General features: G+C 45.7%; 22 protein-coding genes. 19 read left to right on the plus strand and 3 right to left on the minus strand.

Annotated features, from left to right (window positions below):
- The first annotated feature begins 8 nt into the window (after positions 1-8).
- Entirely contained in the window at positions 9-1,373 is a 1,365-nt protein-coding gene (locus tag C5749_RS16955) for a RagB/SusD family nutrient uptake outer membrane protein (RefSeq protein WP_105727425.1), read from the plus strand.
- 62 nt (positions 1,374-1,435) lie between these two features.
- Here C5749_RS16955 and C5749_RS16960 read toward each other — a convergent pair whose 3' ends face one another.
- On the minus strand, positions 1,436-1,819 hold the full coding sequence (locus C5749_RS16960; protein ID WP_105727426.1) for a hypothetical protein: 384 nt from the start codon (positions 1,817-1,819) through the stop codon (positions 1,436-1,438).
- Between the two features lie 251 nt (positions 1,820-2,070).
- The gene (locus tag C5749_RS16965; RefSeq protein ID WP_181151501.1) at positions 2,071-2,586 is read right to left on the minus strand and encodes a Crp/Fnr family transcriptional regulator; all 516 of its coding nucleotides are present in this window, start codon (positions 2,584-2,586) and stop codon (positions 2,071-2,073) included.
- 203 nt (positions 2,587-2,789) lie between these two features.
- Here C5749_RS16965 and C5749_RS16970 point away from each other — a divergent pair, with 203 nt between their 5' ends.
- The 9 genes from C5749_RS16970 (at position 2,790) to C5749_RS17010 (ending at position 8,788) form a co-directional block, all read left to right on the plus strand.
- Positions 2,790-3,149: a hypothetical protein gene (locus tag C5749_RS16970; RefSeq protein ID WP_146113783.1), complete on the plus strand. Its 360-nt coding sequence runs from the start codon at positions 2,790-2,792 to the stop codon at positions 3,147-3,149.
- Between the two features lie 63 nt (positions 3,150-3,212).
- A complete protein-coding gene (locus tag C5749_RS16975) occupies positions 3,213-4,172 on the plus strand; it encodes a hypothetical protein (protein WP_105727429.1) in 960 nt (319 codons plus the stop codon).
- Between the two features lie 49 nt (positions 4,173-4,221).
- The gene (locus tag C5749_RS16980; RefSeq protein ID WP_105727430.1) at positions 4,222-5,310 is read left to right on the plus strand and encodes a sensor histidine kinase; all 1,089 of its coding nucleotides are present in this window, start codon (positions 4,222-4,224) and stop codon (positions 5,308-5,310) included.
- A complete protein-coding gene (locus tag C5749_RS16985; protein WP_105727431.1) occupies positions 5,307-6,050 on the plus strand; it encodes a LytR/AlgR family response regulator transcription factor in 744 nt (247 codons plus the stop codon). The genes C5749_RS16980 and C5749_RS16985 overlap by 4 nt, the downstream gene beginning before the upstream one ends.
- An 11-nt stretch (positions 6,051-6,061) precedes the next feature.
- Entirely contained in the window at positions 6,062-6,385 is a 324-nt protein-coding gene (locus C5749_RS16990) for a helix-turn-helix domain-containing protein (RefSeq protein WP_105727432.1), read from the plus strand.
- A gap of 381 nt (positions 6,386-6,766) precedes the next feature.
- Positions 6,767-7,408, plus strand: coding sequence for a DUF6266 family protein (locus C5749_RS16995; RefSeq protein WP_105727433.1), 642 nt, complete (start codon positions 6,767-6,769; stop codon positions 7,406-7,408).
- Between the two features lie 58 nt (positions 7,409-7,466).
- Positions 7,467-7,853 (plus strand): hypothetical protein, encoded by a 387-nt coding sequence (locus tag C5749_RS17000; RefSeq protein ID WP_146113784.1) that lies wholly within the window; start codon positions 7,467-7,469, stop codon positions 7,851-7,853.
- Positions 7,772-8,341 carry a CHAP domain-containing protein gene (locus tag C5749_RS17005; protein WP_146113785.1) on the plus strand — a complete coding sequence of 190 codons (570 nt, stop codon included), beginning with the start codon at positions 7,772-7,774 and terminating at the stop codon, positions 8,339-8,341. Before C5749_RS17000 ends, C5749_RS17005 begins: the two co-directional genes overlap by 82 nt.
- A gap of 12 nt (positions 8,342-8,353) precedes the next feature.
- The gene (locus C5749_RS17010; RefSeq protein WP_146113786.1) at positions 8,354-8,788 is read left to right on the plus strand and encodes a hypothetical protein; all 435 of its coding nucleotides are present in this window, start codon (positions 8,354-8,356) and stop codon (positions 8,786-8,788) included.
- Positions 8,789-8,834: 46 nt separating this feature from the next.
- On the opposite strand, the gene C5749_RS17015 is transcribed toward C5749_RS17010, so the two are convergent.
- On the minus strand, positions 8,835-9,944 hold the full coding sequence (locus C5749_RS17015; RefSeq protein ID WP_105727437.1) for a Fic family protein: 1,110 nt from the start codon (positions 9,942-9,944) through the stop codon (positions 8,835-8,837).
- Positions 9,945-10,112: 168 nt separating this feature from the next.
- On the opposite strand from C5749_RS17015, the gene C5749_RS17020 reads away from it, so the two are divergent.
- From C5749_RS17020 to C5749_RS17060, 9 genes are all read left to right on the plus strand, one after another.
- The gene (locus C5749_RS17020; protein ID WP_105727438.1) at positions 10,113-10,751 is read left to right on the plus strand and encodes an RNA polymerase sigma factor; all 639 of its coding nucleotides are present in this window, start codon (positions 10,113-10,115) and stop codon (positions 10,749-10,751) included.
- A gap of 105 nt (positions 10,752-10,856) precedes the next feature.
- Positions 10,857-12,026 (plus strand): FecR family protein, encoded by a 1,170-nt coding sequence (locus C5749_RS17025; protein ID WP_105727439.1) that lies wholly within the window; start codon positions 10,857-10,859, stop codon positions 12,024-12,026.
- Between the two features lie 22 nt (positions 12,027-12,048).
- Entirely contained in the window at positions 12,049-15,513 is a 3,465-nt protein-coding gene (locus C5749_RS17030; protein ID WP_105727440.1) for a SusC/RagA family TonB-linked outer membrane protein, read from the plus strand.
- 33 nt (positions 15,514-15,546) lie between these two features.
- Positions 15,547-17,022, plus strand: a complete 1,476-nt coding sequence (locus tag C5749_RS17035) for a RagB/SusD family nutrient uptake outer membrane protein (protein ID WP_181151503.1) — start codon at positions 15,547-15,549, stop codon at positions 17,020-17,022.
- A gap of 21 nt (positions 17,023-17,043) precedes the next feature.
- Complete coding sequence (locus tag C5749_RS17040) at positions 17,044-18,255, plus strand: TlpA disulfide reductase family protein (RefSeq protein ID WP_105727442.1); 1,212 nt, start codon at positions 17,044-17,046, stop codon at positions 18,253-18,255.
- Between the two features lie 11 nt (positions 18,256-18,266).
- Positions 18,267-19,484 (plus strand): TlpA disulfide reductase family protein, encoded by a 1,218-nt coding sequence (locus tag C5749_RS17045; protein WP_105727443.1) that lies wholly within the window; start codon positions 18,267-18,269, stop codon positions 19,482-19,484.
- 29 nt (positions 19,485-19,513) lie between these two features.
- A complete protein-coding gene (locus tag C5749_RS17050; RefSeq protein ID WP_105727444.1) occupies positions 19,514-20,584 on the plus strand; it encodes a TlpA disulfide reductase family protein in 1,071 nt (356 codons plus the stop codon).
- A 17-nt stretch (positions 20,585-20,601) separates the two neighbouring features.
- Positions 20,602-21,801, plus strand: coding sequence for a TlpA disulfide reductase family protein (locus C5749_RS17055; protein ID WP_105727445.1), 1,200 nt, complete (start codon positions 20,602-20,604; stop codon positions 21,799-21,801).
- Between the two features lie 208 nt (positions 21,802-22,009).
- Positions 22,010-23,536: a gliding motility protein RemB gene (locus tag C5749_RS17060; protein ID WP_105727446.1), complete on the plus strand. Its 1,527-nt coding sequence runs from the start codon at positions 22,010-22,012 to the stop codon at positions 23,534-23,536.
- The last annotated feature ends 39 nt before the right edge of the window (positions 23,537-23,575 follow it).

Raw genomic sequence — 23,575 nt, forward strand, 5'->3', positions numbered from 1 at the left:
TTAGAAATATGAAAAAGACACTTATAAGTTTGTTTTTTGTGACTATCGTATTTGTCGTCAGTTCTTGCAATGATTATCTAGATAAGAAACCGGATGACAGTTTTGCTTTGCCACAAACGCTTGATGATTTGGAAGGATTGTTAAATAGCAGTGATCTGACCATGAATTTTGCCACGGTGGCACTTGGTGAGATCGCGAGCGATAGTTATTATCTGGATGAAGCGGCTTGGCGGGCTATGCCTAACGAATCTGATCGCACAATATATACTTGGCAACCATATAGTCCGGAACTTGCTCATTGGACATTGCCCTACCAAGCAATCTTATATGCAAACGCTGTATTGGAATATTTGCCGGGTATTGCAGCAGCTGAAAATGAGGTGCATCGTGCAGAAAGACTAAGAGGTTCGGCGTTGTTCTTTAGGGCGCATCAGTTATTCAATCTGCTGCATGTTTTTTCAAAACCATACCTTCCGGGAGGCGAGAATGCACAGATGGGTGTAGTATTGAGAAGTAAAGCCTCATTAAATGAAGAATTGAAGCGAAGTTCTGTTGAAGAAAGTTATGATTTTCTGATACGGGACCTAATGGAAGCGTCACAACTTTTGCCCGAAGCAAGTGGACATGCAACTCAGCCGTCGAAGGCAGCGGCGTATGGTGAACTGGCGCGCGTATTTCTTGTCCGGGGAGACATGGCTAGCGCTAAAGAATATGCTGATTCGGCTTTGTTTCTGCAATCGGATCTTATGGATTACCAAAATGAGATAGATCCATCGGCTACCTTACCTATCCCGCGTTGGAACAAAGAGGTGCTGGTCGATCTCTCGTTGAATGGTCATACTTTTTTAAACACAACCCGGATACGTGTTCCGTTGAAGGAATACAACAATTACGAAAGTACAGATATACGTAAACAAGCTTTCTTTACGGAGAATGCAAACGGCGAAATCATCTTTAAAGGAAACTACAACGCAAGAAACGGGAATAGGTTTTTTTGTGGTCCGACCACAGGTGAAATGTATTTAATAAGAGCCGAAGCGAACATTCGGCGGAATTTGTTGTCGGATGGACTGAAAGATATTAATTATCTTAGACAACATAGGTTCCGAGAGGATGATTTCGTATCGCTGGATTTCGACGACAAAGAGCATGCGTTGGCGATCTTGAAAGCGGAGCGTAGAAGGGAACTTATTTTTAGAGGTGTTAGATGGTCAGATATTAAGCGGTATATTATTTTAGATGAGACCGAAGAAAGCATGGAAAGGTTAATAGATGGTAAAGTTTACAAGATGACGGCTGAGGATATAATTGACTATATATATAAATTACCAGATGCTGTAGTTGATAGTGGGAATCTAATTCAAAACTATTGAAAAGCGCGCCGTGAAGAACAGATAAACAGATAGGGGAACCTCCCCTATCTGTCGTTAGCAATCTACTGGCGTAACTTTACATTCGCGGATTCTACTCCCGACGAAGTAGCGTTATTAATTTCGGTTTGCAGATTGCTGTCAATATCAGGCTGATTATTAGATCCCATTGGCGCATTTAAGATGCACACTTGGTTTCCTGAAGGACAGTCTGGAAGAGGTTCATTCTCCTCTAAAGCACGATATTTTGTGTGGTCCGTCGGCGAGTCGGAAGGTGTACCGATGAACTCAAACCATTGAGTGGATTGTACCGTCTTTTCAGCCTTCACCTCTTTCTTCGTCTCCTTCTCATCTCCGTTCCCATTTGGAGCAGCTGTCGCTGTTCCGATTAAACATAGTGTAAAAAGTGTAACCGCACCTTTTACATATTTTATTATTGAACTTGCCATCGTAAATAATTTAAAATTTTCAATTAAGTTTTTTTATAACCAGTTAAAGGGCATGCCCTACCGCCAGTATAGACACCTGCAGGTGCCTTGGGCATTGATGTGCTCACCCGGCTACCGGGGAATACCGCAAACTTTTTTCTGTACTTTTCCATTTCTTTTTCGTTGTTTCTTATTCAATGGACTCAATAGCCACCGTCCACATTTCAAAGATCGAAACACTAAGAGGTTGATTCTGGTATGGTTTAAGCAGGCTATTTTAAATGTGCTTTGGACATCAGCAGGAACTTTTGTGCTTTTTGGACGGTATCGCGCGAAATGCCGAGAAAATCGGCCTGTTCGCGTTGACTGGTAACCTGGCGTATTTCGGGCATCAGTTTGTCAAACAGGAGGTAGCGCTCAAAGGGAGAGGTGCTGTGCAGAATCTGAATATGCGCTTCCAGCTGCCGTTTCTTTTTATGGGTCAGGATATCGACCAACGTTTCGATAGCGGGCTCTTCTGCCTTAAAGGCTTTGATCGCCTTATAGGAAATGCCGACCACAATGCCCGAGCGGAGCGCTACAATATCACCTTCATGCGGCGTGTTGCGGTACAAATGGGTGGTACTGGTTAGCGCTAACCCGGGCAAGGCTATGCTCATGATCTTGCGTTTGGCAATCCCGTTGACCTCGATGTCGATTATCCGGCCAAGCATTCCCTTACATACAAAATAGACCTTCTTTGTTCGATCGCCCGACCAAGACAACACTTCTCCTCTAGGTATCCGCATCACATCGATATGTTGATGCGCCCATTGCGCATGCCATGGACTGAGGTCGCAATAACGCGACCAGAAAGCAAGCAGCGCACGCAGTCCTGGATTATGCTTTCGGATGCGGTTAACTTGCCTGGTCTCATACAGGTCTGATTTTGAGTACTTGTGGCTCATAGTCAGGTAGATAGTGTACTGTGTAAAGGTGCAAACAATATTTCATGGATTTTTTTTGTAGTGGACATTTGGCGTTTGCTCCCCGTTTAAACCGATTTGCCCCGGAAATTTGGGGCAAACTGCAAATGTCAGATGGCAAGCCACAGATGTTAGCTAAGGATTTGGAACAGGTTTTTTTAACACTAATCTTTACCGCAGATCGATCTAAAAGTCTTCAGGCCGGAAGCCGTAAAGGTAGTGCGAGACTACCGTATGGTTTTATTTTAATGGATAAAAACATGGACACACAATTGTTTTTAGATCTATACGCCCTATTGGATGTCGCCCCCATCTCAGTCGATGAGATGATGGAAATGGCATCTAAGGACGCTCCTCGGAAATGCAAAATAGTTTTTCCGACCTAATGAATGTAATGTGTACGGCCACTCGCGCCGTACACTTTTATAAACCTAAACATAAGTACGCACATGGATTTTATTTGGGAAAGCATCCAAACCGATAGGGATGCAACAGAATGGATGGAATTTGCATTTTTTTCAGCCAACTTTCAACATGTTATGCAGCTATATGGTCATCCATTACAACTACAATATTTTGATCAAACGGTAGAATTTGCCCAGCAACAAACGAGGGCCGATCTATCTACTGGATTGGCGGCAGCTTGTAGCCCGATGCTGAGTCAAGCTTTGGAAGACAATGCCGTTATCGTCACCTTTCACTTCGGGTTCTACCGGACCATCCCTGTATCCTTACTGCGCATGGGATACCGTGTAGCCCTCCTTGTTTCGCGCGAGGTGTTTGAAAGCCAGCAGGCATTTTATGCCCAGGTGCTGCAACCCGAATGGTTTGCCCGACTGCTATTCGTACTGGCCGAGAATCCGAAGCTGTTTTTCAGGGTCCGGCAGCTAAGGGAGCAGGGCTATCAAGTGCTGTGCTACGCCGATGGCGGTGCCGGCGTAAAGCAGGGGCAGATGGGGGCCGAAAAAAGGACGCAGGTTAGGTTGGGGGAGGCCTATCTCCCCGCGAGGTCCGGCTTTGCCGATATGGCTTATTTGCTGCAGGTGCCCCTTTGCCTGTTGATGCCGCCAGCGGTACCACCAGTGACAGACTGGGTGTTACAGGAACTCGAAATCCACTCGCCAAAGGAGTATCCGTCGCGGCAAGCATATGTAGAAAAAGTGATGCATAGCGCTTACGGACATTTGGGCAACGCGATAAGGCAGACGCCGCACGCTTGGGAATGCTGGTTTTACCTGCACCGCACCATGCAGCCTCGCTCGTTTATGGAGGGCTGGCCCATTGCCGAGCGGTTTATACCGCTTCTCCATGGCCAGCAGGGCTTTGTACTGGATAAAGGCCTGTACAGGGTGTATCGCTTAAAGGAGTCGAAGCTGAAAAAAATAGCTGAATTGATTTTGCAACATTAGGTAAAATTTTTAATTTAAAGGATTCTAGCGGAGAAATAACAATACTCATATGATCAATTTAAACATCAAAAGGGAGCACATCGGCTTTTGGGTGCTCTATGGACTTTACTTCTATGCGTTGAATGCACTTGGAAATGAGGAGATGACGATAGGAATGGCTTTGCTTTCGCTACCCTTCTTTGTCTTCGTGTTTTACACGGTCCATTACATCATAAAACGGTTTTTCGCGCGGCGGCGCTATTTGAGCGGTACACTGATGTTAGCGTGTTTTTATATCTTTTCCTCCGGTCTCATTTATATGCTTTCTTATGGACAAAGCGGTGCGTTGGTTTACGGAAAGTATATTGTTGCCGGTTATGAGTTCAGCTGGAGGGAGTTTCTACAAACGTTGTTGGTCCTCCATGGGCATTTCAGCATACTCGCGCTTTTATATTTTTACTACCGCGAAAAGCTGCGTGCTACGCAAGAAAAGCTGGCCGAAACAGAACGGAGGCTGGCATTAGAGCAACAGAAGGTGGCGCTGGAGGAACAGAAAAAGCGTTATGAGTATGCAGCGCTGGCGGCTCAAGTAAGTCCGCACATGATGGCCAATATCTTTCAAAACTGGAAACAGGAGCTAAAGGCCCTCAAACCGGCTCTAGGTCAGCAGGTTGATAGGCTATATCATCTTATGCGCTTCTATATGAAGGCGGATCATGCTGATCGACTTCGGACTATTTTGTTGGACGACGAGGTTAAAGCCGTGTACAACTATGTTGAGGTCCGACGGGGAAGCTTAGACCGCAGGTTCTTCATAGAATTCGATATAACCGGCAATCTGCTGGGATTCTCCGTGGCGCCGACGACCTTGTTGACACTGGTCGAAAACGCATTCAAACACGGTGAGGTACACCATCCCGATTTTCCGATCCATGTCCAGGTTCGTACCCAACGGACGGGTTACAGGATCGTGGTGGAGAACAGAAAAGCACGCGTTGACAAAAATATCATTCGCCACGGATACGGGCTAAAAAACCTTAAGCGGCGCTTGGAAATTTTGTACGGTTCCCAAGCGTCCATAACTATTAAAGATACAGAAGAGTATTACCACGTTATTATCTTAATCAAATTTAAACACTTGAAACATCTACAACCATGAGAACATTGACAGCAATTGTTATTGACGACCAACAGTTAGCCATTGACCACATTCTAGACCTGACTAAAGAAATCGACTACGTGGAAATCGTAGCAACTTTTACAGACGAAAAACTCGCACGGGGCTTTATCCAAGTGAATCCTGTGGATTTTATTATCCTCGATGTCGAGTTGAAACACACAGACGCATTTCGGTTCCTGAGAACGTTACCCGACCCGAAAATACCTACAATTCTCTACACAGGGCACCAACAATATGAAGACCAGGGTTACGAACGCGACATGGTGGACGTTCTTCTGAAGCCTGTTAGTGAAAACCGTCTAATGGCAGCATTACGTCGGATGCATAAAGACCTTCGCGCCACGACTTCGGTCGACGATGACAGTCTGGAGGCTTATGAGCAATATTTTCAGATCAAAGGCCCCGTGCGGGCTGGACGCCAAATGGTGCGGCTAAAGGAGCTTGTGTATGTAGCTTCCGAGGGAGGAAAGGTTATCATCCACTTAGTCGATGGGCAGAAACTGGAGAGTGCCGTGTCGTTTAAGGCTGTTGTGAGCAAATTGCCTCGGAAATGGTTTAAGCAATGTTACCAAAATATCGCTTTCAACGTAAATTTCTACGCAGGTTATCGTGAAAAGCAGGTACTATTGACCGTTACGGATAAGACTTTGCCTGCTGGAGGTAAAGCTCGCTATACTGATTTTTATGCGTTTGTGAATAGCAATTTATTAGAAGACTAAACGGGACAAACATGAAAGAGAAAAGGAAAAATAGTAAAGAATATATGAAATGGCGGGCTAGAACGACGGCGAAAATATTGCTGGCCAGAAAAGCTGTATATAAAGAGATCCGGACGCTATTGCGTAAGCGAGCATCTGCAGAAGTGGACACGCAACTCTTATCGGCAAAAGACGTTCAGGCTTTGTTTAAAATTGGCCACAGCACCTACTATCGTTGGATTGCCTCGGGATGGCTAAATCCTACACGGATACATGGACGACATTATTTCCAAAAACAGGTAATTATGGACCTTTTGGAAAAACGTCGGTATAGATCTCGAGGCGGGTTGGATTAGCCAATTTTCTTCGGGCGTTGTTCGGGTAACCTTCGGGAGCTGTTCGAGCGGCCTTCGGGACTGCTTCGGGATTGCTTCGGGACTGGTTCGCTTTTCGTTCGGGTGGTGTTCGGGTGCGTGCCGAACACCACCCGAACACCACTCGAACACTATCCGAAGCCCACTCGAAGAAATCCCCTACATGGTCCGGAACGCTCCCGAACGAAAGCCATACCGCTGCCGAATATTTCTCGAACAGCTATCCCATAATATCCCGAATTGTCCCGAATTATCCCTTTAATTTTTTGACCATCGAAACCACTTTACTTTAGCTCTCGATATCACAGAATGGATAGCCGAGCATGCCGGCTGATGGTTTAATAAATTTAATAACATAAGAAAATGGCAAAGTTTTTAAAAGGGATTCACGGAGCGTACTCCGGAAAAGTTGGAAATGTGGTGGGCAGCAATTGGCGGCAAGTAGATTATGTCCGCTCCCTGCCAAAACCTAGTAAGAAACCGGCGACACCAGATCAATTGGCGCAACGGGCAAGATTTGGGCTGGCAGTTTCGTTTCTTTCTCCGATCAATGATTTATTGAAACTGGGTTTTTCGGATAAACAGCAGGGTAAATCAACGGGGTATAACAGGGCGCTTCAACATCTGATTAATCATGGTATCAGCGGCGAGCACCCTGAATACGAGATAGATTACGAAGGTGTGGTGATCGCTCGAGGTGGTCTGTCAAATTTGATGGGCGTAGCTTGGGAGGAAATTGCACCGAAAAACATCGAGGTGAGCTGGTTGCCCGAGATCAACAAATTCAATGCGTTTCCAGATGATTCGGTGATTTTACTGTTTTACAACATCGAACGTTCGTTCTTCAGCATCCTCGAAGAGGGAACACGAGCGGATGGTAGTCTAGGATTTACATTACCGGATGTTTATGAAGGGGACCGTATCGTTGGTTGGGTATTCACCGGACACCGTGACGGCGTGAAGACCTCTAGTAGTTTTTATCTTGGCGAGATCACGATTTCGTAATGACAATGGGCACTCCGCGTGAGTGCCCTTGTTCTATTTTGCATAACAAATGGAAAAAATGAATACACTACAAACAAAAACACCATGGCTTATCAAGGATATGGCCATGGAACTCTCCGGAAAACATAAGGTCGCATTGGCATTGCTTTTCCTGCTGGGCACCTTCCTACTGGCAGGCACGATATTTCAGTTCATCGATCCAACAGCAGCGGTACTGGACATCGGCATCCTGTCGGTGTTGTTACTCGGCCTGCTTGGCGGAGTCGCTGCGGTGTTTTGCAGCCTTTGGCTACAGGAAATATTATGGCAGCCATTCAAATTCTTTCGTAAGAATCTAATCTATCACACCCAACAATTAACATCATGGCAACAATGTATTCTTTATTTCTCGGTATTCTTTTTACTGCTGTATGCAGCAATCTGGATGCTGTCGATCATACTATAAGTGCGCAAACTTCTTTGCATCAGGGAAATGGTGATAATGTGATACGCGTCCGGATAGTCGAAATCGCTGCAGCCGAGATCGGCGTTCGGGAAGCCACCGGCAATAACGATGGAGAACGCGTGGAAGCGTACCTCGCCTACACGGGCTTGAGCAAGGGACATGCGTGGTGTGCCGCCTTTATTTCTTGGTGCTACGGGCAGGCAGGCTTAACCGAACCCTGTAATCCCTGGAGTCCAGCACTGTTTCCCAATGCGCGGACATATTGTAGGAGCAATGCTTGCGCGCATTCCAAGATAATGATAAAACCTGCAGACGTTTTCGGTATCTACAGCCACAGCGCGAACCGGATCAATCATGTAGGGCTGGTGCGAGGCATAGCGGGGAAATACCTGCTTACAATAGAAGGCAATGTAGAGAACAAGGTGCTGTCAAAAAGGAGGCATTTGGCAACGGTTTACGCGCTGGCGAATTGGATAACGCATGATTAATTCTTCTTCACCATGAAACATATACTCATTTTATTCATTATAACAGCTATGTTCTCCTGCCGTTCCTATCGGGAAAAGACTCGTCAGGAGCGTAGCGCGGTTCAGTTCTTGGAGGCAAGCAGTGATATCAGTTACGGTTTCCGGCTTACCGAAAAAGACAGTCAAAACCGCGCCTGGTATTTTGCTACAGACAGTGTGCTGTATTTCCATCCCGAATATGGATTGATCAGCAACGGCGGGCGTCTCCATGTCAGTGAAAGTCGAATCGGCCTGCAACAAGTGCAGGTCGAGGTTGACTCTCTGGAAAAGCAGCGGACGGAGATAGCCACGCAGACACAGGAGCATGAGTCGCGAACCCGGTACAGCACCCCATGGTGGATTTGGGGACTGGGTGGGTTAAGCATTATCGCAGCCATAATCGCTCGAAGGGTTTACGGCAGAGGGTAGAGATAAGTGTACCGATGGTCAAGGAAAAGGTTCATTAAGCAGACAACTATGGTAGGTTCAATTGATACCGAACAGAACGCCCAGCTCCCTCCTGAACCAATACCCCCATTTCATGCAATTGCTGTAAATCGCGCGTAGCGGTGGCTTTTGAGACCTTGGTAATGCCCATGTACTTCTTGGCCGTCATCCCTCCATCGAAACCCTCGGCTCCCTTGTCCAGCATTTTATTGATCGCCTTCCATTGCCGCTCGTCAAGCCGGGTTTTATACCGATCATAAAATTGCGCTTTCTTCAACGTAAACAGTACCATGGCTTTGGCAGCCCGCTGCGCATCCAGGATCACGCTTGCAAAATAAACCATCCATGCAGTGATGTCCAACGCACGCTGCGCTTCCTTCAACGCATCGTAATAAGCTTTTTTATTCGCCTCGATGGTTTTAGATAGGCTCAGCATAATGGGGCGTCCAAGCGATTGTGATAGTGCATTCTCCGCTATCGCCCGTCCGATGCGACCGTTGCCGTCTTCAAAGGGATGGATCGATTCGAAATACAGGTGTGCGATTGTCGACTTCAGTATGGCCTCGGGCACTTGCCCTTTTAGTGTGAAGTTTGCTGAATTGTACCATCCGACAAAGCGTTCCATTTCCTCCGGTACCCGTGTCGATGGCGGTGCTTCGTAATGGACGATTTCCCGACCGTAGGCTCCAGAAACAATTTGCATAGGGGTATCGCCCTGTCGCCACTCGCCCGGATTGATACGCCCTACATTGGCAGCAAAAAGTAAGCGGTGCCAAGCTTTGAGCGTATCCAGAGTCAGCGGCTGTTGAAAGTTCTGTCTTACTTCCACCATCAATTGGGCCACGCCCGATGCCCGCTGATCTTTAACGCGGACCGGCGTATCGTTTAATCCCAGATTATTCCGGATGGAAGACATCACGTCCTCACGACTTAAGTACTCTCCTTCGATTTCGGAGGTTTTTACCGCTTCCGAAAGCATGAGCTGGAGCAGAGTTTCTTGCTTGAGCGTATCCGGTAATCCTTGGATAAGGCCATTGACTTCTCCCGTTTCCTGTGCGAAAGCAAGAATAAATGGCTGAATTTCCGCGATGTCGTAAGTAAAGTTAGGCCATCCCTGTAGTTGCCAATTATACATCATGAGCTAATCATATTTCTTAATCGGCTCAAATTTAAGCAAAAAGTGAGCCGATTACAAGTTTTATTCGGCTCATTAATCAATCTTTCAGACACGCTCAGATCGGGACTGTCGCAATCGAAAAGCAGGTAATACGAGCGCCATGTTTTTGCCAAATCATTTCAAGATAACTTGTTCGCTACGAAAAAAGTTGTTTATTTTACCGGCGCAATAGACACGATCAACTTGAAGACTTACCACAGCTTTTCTGACGAAGAATTATGGATCTTGATCCGAGACGGAAACCAGTTCGCATTTGCAGCGCTTTACAACAGGTATTGGGAGAAGTTGCTAAACACAGCGTACAGTCGATTGGACGACCCGGTGGCTGCTCAAGATGTTGTTCAACAGCTGTTTATTGATATCTACGTCAATCGGGATAAGATCGTCATCCAGTCTTCGTTGGTCGCCTATCTGCAGGTTGCCTTAAAATACAAAGTGATCGATCGTTATCGGCAGCGATTAAAAATCGATAATAAGCTGGTATCGCTGAAGGAGGCTGCTACGATGTGTTCGGATTCCATGGAAGAAGCGATCGAAGCTAAGCATGCAATGGATAAGCTTGGGGAACTACTGATTCTATTGCCTGAAAAATGCCGCCAGGTATTTGAGTTGAGTCGATTTGAAGAAAAATCCCAAGCGGAAATCAGCGAAGAGCTGAATATCTCCGTTAGTACGGTAAAAAAACACATGAATAAGGCGATCAGCATACTACGATCGGCCATGAAGAGCGATTTCTTGCTCTTTATTTTGCTTTACAGGTATCTGTAGAAAAAATATTTACAATTCGAGTAGAACCTACGTTAATTTATTGCGACTTTATTATTAACAAGCGGTGAATTATTCACGTAAGGACTAACGTATTACAGCAAGGTTATGAGCGATAAAGCGATGAAGATCCGTCTCCAACAGCTTATGGACAGGTTTATGGAGGGCACATTGACGGACGTGGAAGCAGAGGAGCTTTCCATCTGGTACGAACAGCACGCGGAGGTTAATTTTTTTGATGATTTTCCAGATATCGACCGGGAGTCGCTACGCCATATCATGATGGAGAATGTCATGCATGGCGCAGGGATCCGCCAGCCAACTCGTGCCCCTTGGATGCGGCGAATGTTTCCGATAATTGCCGCCGCTGCTGCCGCAGTGATTGTTATGATGACGGTTTACTGGCGAGACTATGCTTCCAACAAACGAAATACGATCGCTAGTGAAACAATCTTGCCGGCCAATGAAGATGCCACGCTTCAACTTTCCGATGGGCAGTTGCTGGATTTGGCAACTATGGCTACTGGCGACAGTACAATCGACGAAGGAATTGCTATTTATAAAAACCAAAACGGAGAGATCGAATATAAAGTGGTTTCCGATAGGGCACATCTCGGGGTCAATGTGGTGCGGTCGCCATTGGGTAGTGTGGTTCGGGTTGTCTTGCCAGACGGTAGTCGCGTGGTTTTAAATGCGCGCTCTGAGTTGCGCTATAGTCTAAATATGATGCAGGATAGTGTTCGATATATCCAGCTCAGCGGAGAGGCCCATTTTACGGTCAAGCATACCGATAATGACAAACCCTTCGTCGTTCAGTCAGCAGGTCAGGAGGTGTTTGTATTGGGAACCGTGTTCAACGTCGAAGCTTATGCCGGAAGTGAGCCTATCAAAACGAGCCTCCAAGAGGGGCGTGTGGAATTAAAGATTAATCAAGTAAAAGGTAGGATACCGTTGCGCCCAGGACAACAGCTCGTTCTCGAGCGGCAAAAGCATGATTATGTGATTAAACCTTTTAGTGCAGAAACAGAGCTCGATTGGGTGGATGGTAACTTCATTTTTCAGGGTGACGAGCTATTTGGCGTACTGAAACGTATTGCGGACTGGTATGATCTGGAACTCGATGTTCCACACAAAAAAGTCAAACAATATACGGTCTACGGCGTCATTTCACGTAAAAAACCGCTGAGCGATATCCTTTCCGTCTTAGAACAATCGGTCGGTTTACGGTTTGGTGTGGAGGAAGAGCCATCAGGAAAGAAACTACTAGTTCTATTGTAAATATATTTATTAATCAACCATTATGAAGAAAAATTTCTTATTTATGTTCGTCCTTTTACTGGTCGTCAATGCTTATGGATATGCCGTTGCACAAAAGGTATCGATCCGAGGGAAGCAACTGTCGCTTTTTCAAGCATTGACCGAGATTCGTAAGCAGACGGGCATTGATTTTGTGATTACGGGAGATCACCAACGGCAAAGCCGCAAGATGGATCTTCAATTGAATGAGGTCTCATTAACCGAAGCATTGAAAGTCATTTTCAACCAACAAGACTTCGGTTATGAACTATCTAAAGAAACGATCGTCACGGTAAGGCGGACAACGACCGAGCGCAGTGCCGATAAGGTAGTGCAAGCCCTGCCGCAAGAGCGGATTAACGTACGCGGTCGGGTGGTTGACTCGTTGGGGAATGCCATACCGGGCGTGTCGGTTCATATCATTCCACTAGATTCCAATAAGCCTATTATCCGGCAGACCTATACCAATCAGGACGGCGATTTTCTATTGGAAAATGTTCCCGACCAGACACGGGTCGAATTTCGGTTGATTGGATACAAGGTACAGGTCATGCCACGTCGCGCCGATTTAGGTACGATTATCCTACAAAGGGAAATAAATGTGCTGGAGAGACTGGTTGTCACCGGTTATCAAACCCGTAGAGCTTCCGAAGTTACTGGATCTGTTCAATCTGTCAGTGGCGAAGAACTCCGTAGCACTGTAAGTACGCCTAACGTACTATCGATGTTGAAAGGAAAGACCAGTGGTTTGTACATAACCGAGAGTAATGGTGAAGCTGGGCAAAGAGGTCAGGTCGTGATGCGCGGCCAATCTTCGATGACGACGCAATCTACTCAAACCAATAATTACCTAGGACCACTGATTGTTGTAGATGGTGTCATCACCAACTACCAGTCCTTGCAGGACGCGGTCAACCCCGCAGATATTGAAGATGTATCTGTGCTACGGGATGCCGCTTCGACGGCGATCTATGGATCGCGCGCAGCGCAAGGTGTCATTCTCGTGACCACCAAGCGGGGGCAGTTGGGTAAGAGTATGGTCGAAGCACGTGTGCAGACCGGCGTAATCCAACCGGTCCGGGATATCCGTTTTATGAATACCACCGAATTGATTGACTTTATGGATACCCAGATGACTCGGTATTGGGAACAGACGCCCTCCATACGTGTTACCTATCCCAACGTGGCCGACTTTATTCGAGAGCGGCGGGTATACACCGACGAGGATCGTACCCGTAATTTCAACTGGGAGGATGCGATTTATAGCAACGGCAATTTTACCAATACCGAAGTTGGGGTACGACATGGGGGAGAGAAAACAAGCTTTTACGCCGGTGTGGGTTGGTTTAAAGAAAACGGAGCGCTCTACGATAATACCTTTGACCGGAAGAATATACGGATCAATATCGACCATCAGGTATCGCAGAAATTCCATACCTCGATTAACGTGAGTTCGATTATTGATCGTCGGTCACGGCGAAACGGTGTTCCTGACTTATACATGATCCAACCTTTTATGTATCCGTATGATGCCAATGGCAATTTACGGGACAGCCTTCCCGTGAGACAATCGAGCAACTACGGCGAACCCTTTACGACCTGGTCACAAAACTTTCTGGCCGAGACGCCGTACGATAATACAAACTTAAATACAACTCAAAATCATTTGGCGAGTTTGCGTTTGAAATATGACATCCTTCCCTATCTGAGTGTACAAAGTTCCAATTCGGTAAATTATATGGGGACAAGCGGCAACTCCTATATGGATCCGCGGTCATATACCGGTAAGTATGCAGGCTTTCCTTATCTGTTTAGTCCTACAAGCCCTATATTGCCCAATGGATCTTTGCAAATTAGCGAGACTAAATTTTTCGATTACTTGATGTCAAACACATTGAATTTTCGAAAGACCTATGGCGAAGCACATACTTTTACAGCCCTTGTTGGACAGGAATGGGGGAAACGGACAACTGAGAATATGGCCATCGATTTTTATGGTCTTTTGCCCGGTGAGCGTAATGCAGGGGCTGCGCAATCTGTTGGAGACGTAATTGGCCTTGCTTACGGTTGGCCATACAGGCCCGATGGCTATGTACGCGAGCGCGCGACTTTTTCTGTGTTTGGACAAGCGGATTACAATTATGCCGGACGTTATATGCTTTCCGGATCCGTCCGTACCGATGCCACGACTAATTTTGGGCGGGACAGTCGGTATGGAACGTTCTTTTCCTTCAGTGGCGGCTGGTTAATTTCCCAAGAGGACTTTTTTAAGGATGTCCGTGTTGTGAATAACTTGCGGCTTCGTGCATCCTACGGTACTTCTGGTCGGGACCTCGGTGATGGTTATTTAAATACGACATTTTACCAAGAAGGACGACGTTATGAACAATTGGAAAATATTGGAGCAACGATTTCGCAATTGGAAAACCCGGTAATTTCTTGGGAGACTTTACACAATACCAATCTTGGACTGGATGCGACATTTCTAAATAACCGTATTGACCTGGTTCTCGATGTGTATCATAAACGCAGTGATGGCTTATTACAACAGGTGATCTTGCCTTCTGCGCAGGGTGCGCTCAGTCAATTTCAGAACGTCGGTCAGATTGTGAACCGCGGTATAGAGGTGATGCTCAATACACATAATGTGAAAACAACAAATTTCAACTGGCATTCGAGTTTTAATTTCAGCTATAATAAGAATGAGATTACCAAACTTTATCAGGATTCATTATTAGATTCCTATTCGCGCTCGTATTATCGAAATATAGGTGATGATATTAACGTCATCAAGGCCGTCCGTTTTGCGGGAATCAATCCCGAAAATGGAAATATGCAGCACTATAACTTTGATGAGAACGGTAATGAGATTATTGTCGAAGGGATCGGATCTGCAACCAATTTGCGGAACTGGCAAACCGTTGGGCAGGCAACCCCACGTTTTTTTGGAGGCTTTTCCAATACCTTTCAATACAAGAACTTTACCTTGAGCGCCGACTGGTGGTTTCAGGTAGGAAATTACACACAGATGGCCTTAGTGAACAATTTTCAGGCGCCTACTGCTCCGCGGTTAGGACGTAATAATGTGGTGTTTGCTGACAACCAACGTGTCTGGCAGGGGCCGGGTGATACCGACGCGAATTATCCTGATGTATTTAGCCTAGACCCTAATGCTTGGCAGGCATTGACATATCGATCGTCAAGAATCTGGGGTAACGCCAGCCATGCGCGGTTACGGACTGCCCGATTGACCTATAGCTTGTCTGAAACAGCGTTGACGACACTCAGAATGAGCAGGGCCGACATCTTTATCAGCGGCGACAACTTATGGGTAATCAAGCATAAAGATTTTGTGGGCGCTGATCCCGAAGGTGCCGTATTAGGGGGGGTTAATACAAGTTTTGGCGGCGCAGGGACAGGTTTTGCTAACCCGAGACGCTTTGTGGTAGGTGTTCAAGTTACATTTTAACCGATATTATCAATCATGAAAAAGATACAAAAAATGACAATATATAAGCAACGTATATTCTTGGTGTCGGTTTTCCTAACTATTTTATTTGTTGTGGGATGTGGCAAGCAGTTGGATGAACTCCGCCCACACAATGTGATTTTTGAGGACGCACAGTTCGACCGGCCCGAGGGGTACAGTAAGGCGGTTACGGGACTTTATGCATTGGTAGCTAGTGGACCAGAGGCCTCATATGTTGGAGGCTTTACCGATCAACAGATTTTCTTTTCAGAAGCAAAGGGCAACACGATCAAATCCCTGGATGCGCAGATCAATAGACTAACGGACGTATTTGACTACATCAACTCTTCCAATAAGGATCTTTCAGATAGTTATACCTATTGGCGCAATGCTTACAATGTGATGCTGCATATCAATAAAATTCTTGGAAGGATAGCTCCTGAGGAAACCAATCCAACCATATTGCAGGCCAAAGGAGAAGCACTTTTTATGAGAGCCTATGTGTATTTTAATCTCGTACGGCTCTATGGCAAGCCTTACTATCAGGAACCAAATACTTCGCCAGGTGTCATGTTGGTGCTGATGGATGATTTATCCCCGGACTTTGCTCCGGCGCGCGCCTCCGTCGAGGAAGTGTATCAGCAAGTTATTGCAGATCTCGAAGCTGCTATGCCTTTGCTGCAAGAGCAGAAATCGAACAGTTATGCCAGCCGGAGTGCAGCCGATGCGCTACTTTCCCGCGTGCAATTGTATAGAGGCGGTACGTTTACTGCTCCTAATCGCGAAGCCAACGAAAAAGCCTTTACGCACGCTGATCGGGTGATTCGCGAAGGCGGATATACGCTGTTGCAAGGTGAAGAATACCGGACGTATTACGATACGGGCAATATTGGGAATAAAGAAGATATTTTCGCCATCAATGGGGAATATATGAATGGACAGATTGCTAGCCGCTGGAAAATGCCCCCGCAAATAAACTACACCGGGGGCTTGTATCGGCCATCACCATACTTACTTTCCCTGATGGAAGAGGAGGACATGCGCTGGGCTTTCTATGTGGAAAATCTGACGCCCGGATTTCCCGATGATAATATCGCGGTCAATAAGTACAACATTGGCTACGATGCTATATACAGTCGTTCTCCGTACCGCGTGTTGCGGCTTGCTGAAATGTATTTGAACCGGGCAGAGGCGCTCGTGAAGCTAGGGCGCGATGCGGAGGCACTTGCAGATGTCAATACCATTCGGCAGCGCGCAGGCTTGGAAATTCTCTCCGGACTTTCAGGAGAGGTATTATTCAGAGAGATTCTCAAGCAGCGGAAAATTGAGCTGGCATTCGAAGGCCACGCAAGCTATGATGAGTTCCGAAATGGTCTTCCCATGGTACGTAATTATGTATCTGGTCGTTCTGGAGAAATGACGGTACAACCCACAGATCCGGGGATATTGATGCAGATTCCAGATGAAGAAATTGCAGACAATCCGAATTTGGTGCCAAATCCGCGTTAAATAACTTATAAAAAAGACGATATGCATACAGTAAAAAAGAAAATGGTATTGGTATTCGTGGCGATAGTTGCCCTTATGCCAACAGTAGTTGCGCAAAAGAAATTTCAGTTAAAGGGAGAGATTGGCGGGGCTAACGGAGAAGTTATCCGTCTAACTTATGGTCAAGCGGCTAAAGGCGAGATGACTTCGGACAGTGTAACAGTAGCCGAAGGTAAATTTAGTTTCGAAGGTGTCATTGAAGGTTCCACATTTGGTTACATTACAGTGGGTAACCGGGATTCCAGGTCTCGTAATTATTTTATGATGATTATGGAGCCGACATCCATGAAACTCGTCTTGAATAAAGAGCAGCTAGATCAAAGTATCTTAACAGGTTCAAAGGAGCATGCGAAATATGCTGCTCTAGAATTGCAAAAGAAACCGATTATAGAGGAGATGAAACCTTTACAGGATCGCTATTCGGAAGCAAGCACTGCGTATGCTGAGGCAAATAAAGCTTTGAAAGCGCTAGAAGCGAAAGCGGATAGTCTAAAGGAAGAAAGTGCGGCGATCCGGGAGCAGTTTTCGCCATACCAAGAGCGTATGGGGAGAATCGATGAGGAGTTCATACGTCAAAATCCAGGGTCAGTCGTGTCGGCGTATTTATTACGGTTCAAAGTATCGAGTATGTCTTTGGAAGAAGTCGAAGCGTATTACAACGCATTTACCAAAGACGTACAAAATAGCAGCTTTGGACAGGATGTGTGGAATGAAATTCAAAAAATGCGTAGCGGATCACCGGGGAGTAAAGCATTCGTTTTTGCCAAAGAGGACATCCACGGCGAACCATTAAGTCTAGCAGATTTTAAGGGGAAGTACGTACTAGTCGATTTCTGGGCGAGCTGGTGTGTGCCTTGTCGCAAGGGTAATCCGCACCTGATTGATTTATACAATAAATACAAAGCAGATGGTTTTGAAATAATAGGTGTATCCGATGACGATCGTGATGAAGTGGCTTGGAAGAAAGCGGTTGAGAAAGATCAAATTGGTATTTGGAAACATGTGTTACGCGGTCTGAAACGGGTTGGAAATACCTTTGACCGTTCACAAGATATATCAGAACACTATGGTGTGCATACCTTGCCTACAAAGATTCTGATCGATCCGGATGGTGCGATCATAGGTCGTTATGCAAGTGGTGCAGGGTCAGACGCAGAACTTGATGCGAAATTGAAAGAAGTTTTTGATAAATAAATAAAGAATCCATGAAAAAAGTATTTCCAATTTTTGGTTTTGCAGCATTGTTCATATGTTGCATACATGGAGTGTTTGCGCAAGCGCAAACCAAGGCATTTCGGATCGATGGACGGCTAAATGGGAAAACGAATATTCCAATCTATTTGCACTACGAACGAGAGAGTGACCAAAAGCCCACGGTGGATAGTACGAAGGTAGAATCAGGAAAATTTTATTTCTCAGGTTCCATTTCACATCCGACCGCTGCAACCATTACGACAGAAAGAGAATTAACCTACTTTACTGATAAAAGTCTATCGGTCATATTGGAGCCATCGGCAATGACCCTGAACATCGATTATGCTCATTTCGATCAGGGGAGCTTGCAAGGCTCGATAGCTAATCAAGAGCAATATGCGCTCAATGTCGCGCAGGCAGACGTACAGAAAAAAATGCGACCGTTATATGAAGAATACCAAAAAGCCACATCCATTCTGATGTCCAACCGGGAAAACAGCGATCCTGCAGTGGTGGAGGCTGCGAGAAAGAAATTGGATGAGGTTCAAGCCAAGATGGCACCGTATTCCAAACAACTGAATACGATACAGGATAGCATTGTTCAGGTTTTCCCCGGAGGCTTTACAGCGGCTCAACAGTTGATGCATCGCCTCAGTGATCTTCCATTGTCCGAAGCCGAAGCTGCATATAATACCCTATCGGCGGGTGCGAAAATGAGCGTAAACGGGCGCTATATTGCCGAAAAGCTCATTGGAAAGCGCAAGGGATCGGTAGGAGCAAAAGCCCCTCAATTTGCCGGCAAAGAGTTGCGAGGAGAACAGCTACGATTATCCGATTACCGCGGTCAGTATGTGTTATTGGATTTTTGGGCTTCTTGGTGCGTGCCATGCCGAAAAGGCAATCCTCATCTGTTGGATCTTTATGCGTCTTATAAAGACAAAGGTTTTGAAATCATCGGGATTGCGTCCGATGACGGAAAAAAAGAAGCCTGGAAGAAAGCCGTAGAGGACGACCAAATCGGCATATGGAAACACGTATTATCAGGACAAGATATGGAAAAGCGTCGTCGTGGGGAGAAGAACGAGTTGTACATTGGCGGACAATATGGAATAGCTACATTGCCAACAAAAATATTAATTGATCCCAAAGGAGTAATTATCGGTCGCTATGGAAGCGATGGCGGTACAGATGACGATCTGGATAGGAAATTAGCAGAAATATTTGAATAAGTAAAGACTGAATAAAAAAACGTGATATCATGAACAAAATTAAATTATTAGCCGTCATGATGACGGTATCGGGAGCGGTGATGGCACAAAAGGCGGAAATCACAGGTAATATAACCGGTTTGGAAGATGGACAAATCGTATTTACGCGATTAGTTGACGGCGAGTATAAGCAAGATTCTGTTGAAACAGCAGGTGGTAATTTTACATGGTCCGCCGATTTGAAGACGCCGCAAAAGATCGGTATGATGTTCCCAAGCCGGTATTTTAGTTTCTTTGCGGCAGGCAATGAGCAAATTAAGATAGCTGGAACCGCAGATTCGCTGTGGGCACTAAAAGTTTCCGGTTCGAAACTGCAAGATGAAGCCGTTGCGTATGAGAAGAATTTGCAGGACCTAACAGATCAAGAGATGCCCCTTTATCAGAAGTGGGGCAAAGGGACGGAAGAGGAGCAGCGGGAACTCGAAGAGAAAATTGGGGAACTCCGTCGTCAAAAGCGTGAACGTGCGCGTGCCTATATTGTGGCACATCCAAATAGCTATTTTAGTTTAGATCTGGTAAATGAACGCGCGATGATGGGGGCTTATGAGGATATCAAACCGGTATTTGATCTTCTATCTGCGGAAAAAAGAAATACAGAAGTTGGCCAAGCCCTCGTGAAACGTTTGGATGTGTTAAAGCGCAGCGCAATTGGTGAACCCATGCTTAATTTTACACAGAACGACCAAAACGGTAATCCGGTAATCTTCGAAGACTTTAAAGGCAAATATGTGCTGGTCGATTTCTGGGCGAGCTGGTGTGGGCCATGTCGTGCTGAGAATCCCAATGTACTGAAAGAATATAACCTGTATAAAGATAAAAACTTTACGGTGCTGGGTGTTTCCCTTGACGACAATGCAGATCGTTGGAAAAAGGCCATCGAGGAAGACAAGATGCCTTGGACCCAGGTCTCCGATCTAAAAGGGTTCAAAAATGAGGTGTCCACGTATTATGGTATCATGGGGATTCCAAGTACCTTGTTGGTTGATCCTAGTGGAAAAATTATTGCAAAGGATCTTCGGGGTGAAATGTTAGCCAAAAAATTAGACGAATTATTTAATTAATCCTTTATTTAATTACCATGATAAGTTTACAGAGTATAAAGAAAGGGATTATCCCAGCCATCGCGATCGTTGTAATGGCAAGCTGTGGACAAGCAGAGAAAACCGAATACCATATCAAGGGGTCCATTGCCGGGGTGGAGACAGGTATGCTGAAAATGATTCGTTATAATGACGAAGATCGTACGTCCGAGACACTCGACAGCGTTCAATTAAAGGATGGAACATTCGCATTCTCCGGTAAGCTCGCCCATCCCGAAATGTTAAGCTTTTTAGTAACACCGGGCAACTGGCGCTTTATGGCTTTTATAGAGAATGGCGACCTAACATTAGAAGCTGATACGACAGGTGCTGCTCATTACGATTACAGCGAATACGGAGGTGCTAAAGGCGCAAATATAGAAACGATACAAGTTATAGGTTCAAGTAGTCACGATCAGTATTTATCCTATCAGAATGATGCGAAAAATGTGGCTTTTAAGTCGGCTCTGAAGGAAATACATGCCCGCTACGAGAAACCCGGCATCACAGCGAAAGAACAGGACGAAGTCCGGTCAGAAGTAGATTCTATCCGCAAGTTACAGCAAGCTTGGGAGATCGATTGGATTGGCAAATTTGTCGATGATCATCCTGAATCGGTAGTAGGTCCCTATCTATTTTACAATCATTATATCTTTAATACCAGCCTACCTTTACAACAGATGGAAGCGATAGTTGCATCATTCGAAGGAGAGGCTACACAGTCTGCGCATTATAAATTATTGGACAAAGACGTCAAAAAGCGCTCAGCATTGATGCCGGGTAATAGTGCGCCTGATTTTACTGCACTACGTCCAGATAGCACGGAGTTTGCTCTTTCGTCCTTACGTGGTAAACACGTCTTATTAGACTTTTGGGCGAGCTGGTGCGTCCCTTGTAGAAAAGCGATTCCGCATTGGAAAGAGGTCTACGCGAAGTATCAGGACAAGGGTCTCGAGATTGTTGCGGTCACCAATGATAACAACTGGGATGCTTGGTTCAAAGCCCTTGAGGTGGAAAAAATGCCTTGGATCCAAGTTGCTGATGACTTTCCAATAAAAAATATGCCATCTCGCATCGGAACGATGTATATGGTACCCGCATTACCTTCTTATACGCTTTTAGACGCTGATGGAAAGATTGTGCTGCACAATGCATCCAAGGAAGAAATTACGGGTGCGATTGAAGAAAGATTGAAGTAAATTTTTGTGATAATAAGTATATGCCCCAGATGTATCGTTTGGGGCATATTTATTTTATAGCGTACAAAATTGCACAAGCAGTTTAAATATGATTCAAAGTTTGAGATAGCCCTTCTCTTAAAAATTATTCAAAACGGTATACTTTTTGAAGTTACGAGCGGATACCGTTAAATAAAATATTACTTTTGGGGCTATACCGCATAAAAATATGAGATATCTACGCGTAACGTTTTTCATCCTAGCCTTCCTTTTTGCCAAGGAAACCATCTCCCAAATCCATTACCAGCCCTATTCATACGAGCAATACCAACGCCATATGCAGCAGGTATACCCAGATAGCTTGACCCACACCGCGGTTAAACCATTTGTGGGAGCGAATATCGATACACGCCACGCGATCACGCAGCCAGATACCGCTAATAGCTGGTGGTACCGCAAGCTGTTTAATGAGCACTTGATTGAGGTGGCTAAAGACGACCATACCTTTTACCTGGATTTTATGCCGGATTTCATCATTGGAGGCGAGCGCGGCACCAACAGTAAAACACTGTGGACAAATACACGTGGCGCGCAGGCAGGGCTCTCCGTGAATAAGAAATTTTCTTTATACGTTAGCTTCTACGAAAACCAAGGGCGCTTTGCCAGTTTTATCGATAGCACCGCGCAGCGGAACGGTAATCTACCGGGACAAGGCTTTTCGAAAAACCTACGTACGGCCGAATACGACTGGATGAACGCCACGGCCAATATGAGCTATCATTTCTCGGATGCCGTTCAAGTGGCCGTAGCCTACGATAAACTTCATATCGGCGAGGGATACCGCTCGGTCTTAGTTTCAGACAATCCGTATAATTTCACGCATGCACGCGTATCGGGAACCGTCGGCCGCTGGCAGTACCATTCAATTTGGGCATATATGAATGATTTACGGAATCCCCGCTTGGCAGATGTCAACGATCCCTTTTCGACGAGATTGGGGGAGGGAATCAAATATGGGGCCTTCCAGTATGTCGATTACTTAGCCAGTGACAAGGTATCCATCGGGCTGTTTCATTCCTTGATCTGGGCACAGAATAACCAACGCACGGGTGGAAAAACAAATGGCGGATTGGGACTAAATGCGAAATTCCAGCCCTGGAAGAAATACATCTTTTACGGACAGCTGTATGCCGATGATATTTCGAAGTTTGGTTTCGGAAGTAGCAGCAACCACCGAACGGCTTTTCAACTGGGTGGAAAAACGTACGATTTGTTCGGGGTTGCAAACCTGAATGTAACGGCGGAATACAACCAGGCAGCTCCTTACACTTATCAACATCCCAATAATCGCATCAACTATACGAGTAATGGCGAAGCTTTGGCCCATCCTCGAGGAGCCAATTTCCGGGAGGCACTGGGTATGGCTACTTACCGTTGGAACCGATGGGAAGTATATGGCCAGACAATGTTTGCGCGCTACGGACTAGACCCGACGGACACCCGTAATGTTGGAATTGACTTATTTAAAGAGGAAATCACCGAAGATGGTTTCCGTATAGGCCAGGGCAGCCAGAATAACTTGTTTTACAATGAACTGCGTGTTTCATATGTGATGAACCCCAAGTATAACCTGCGTTGGGAAGTAGGGCTAATCGATCGCCGCAACAAAAACACCGTGAGTGGAGATTACCATCACGCGACGGTATTTACCTTTGGACTCCGATCATCGTTTAGAAGATTTCAGCAGGAGTATTAAGCAACAGGAGTACTAAGTAGACTTGGTGTATCGCTTACG

Origin of the sequence: Sphingobacterium gobiense, assembly GCF_002980575.1 — a bacterium.
Lineage (GTDB): Bacteria > Bacteroidota > Bacteroidia > Sphingobacteriales > Sphingobacteriaceae > Sphingobacterium > Sphingobacterium gobiense.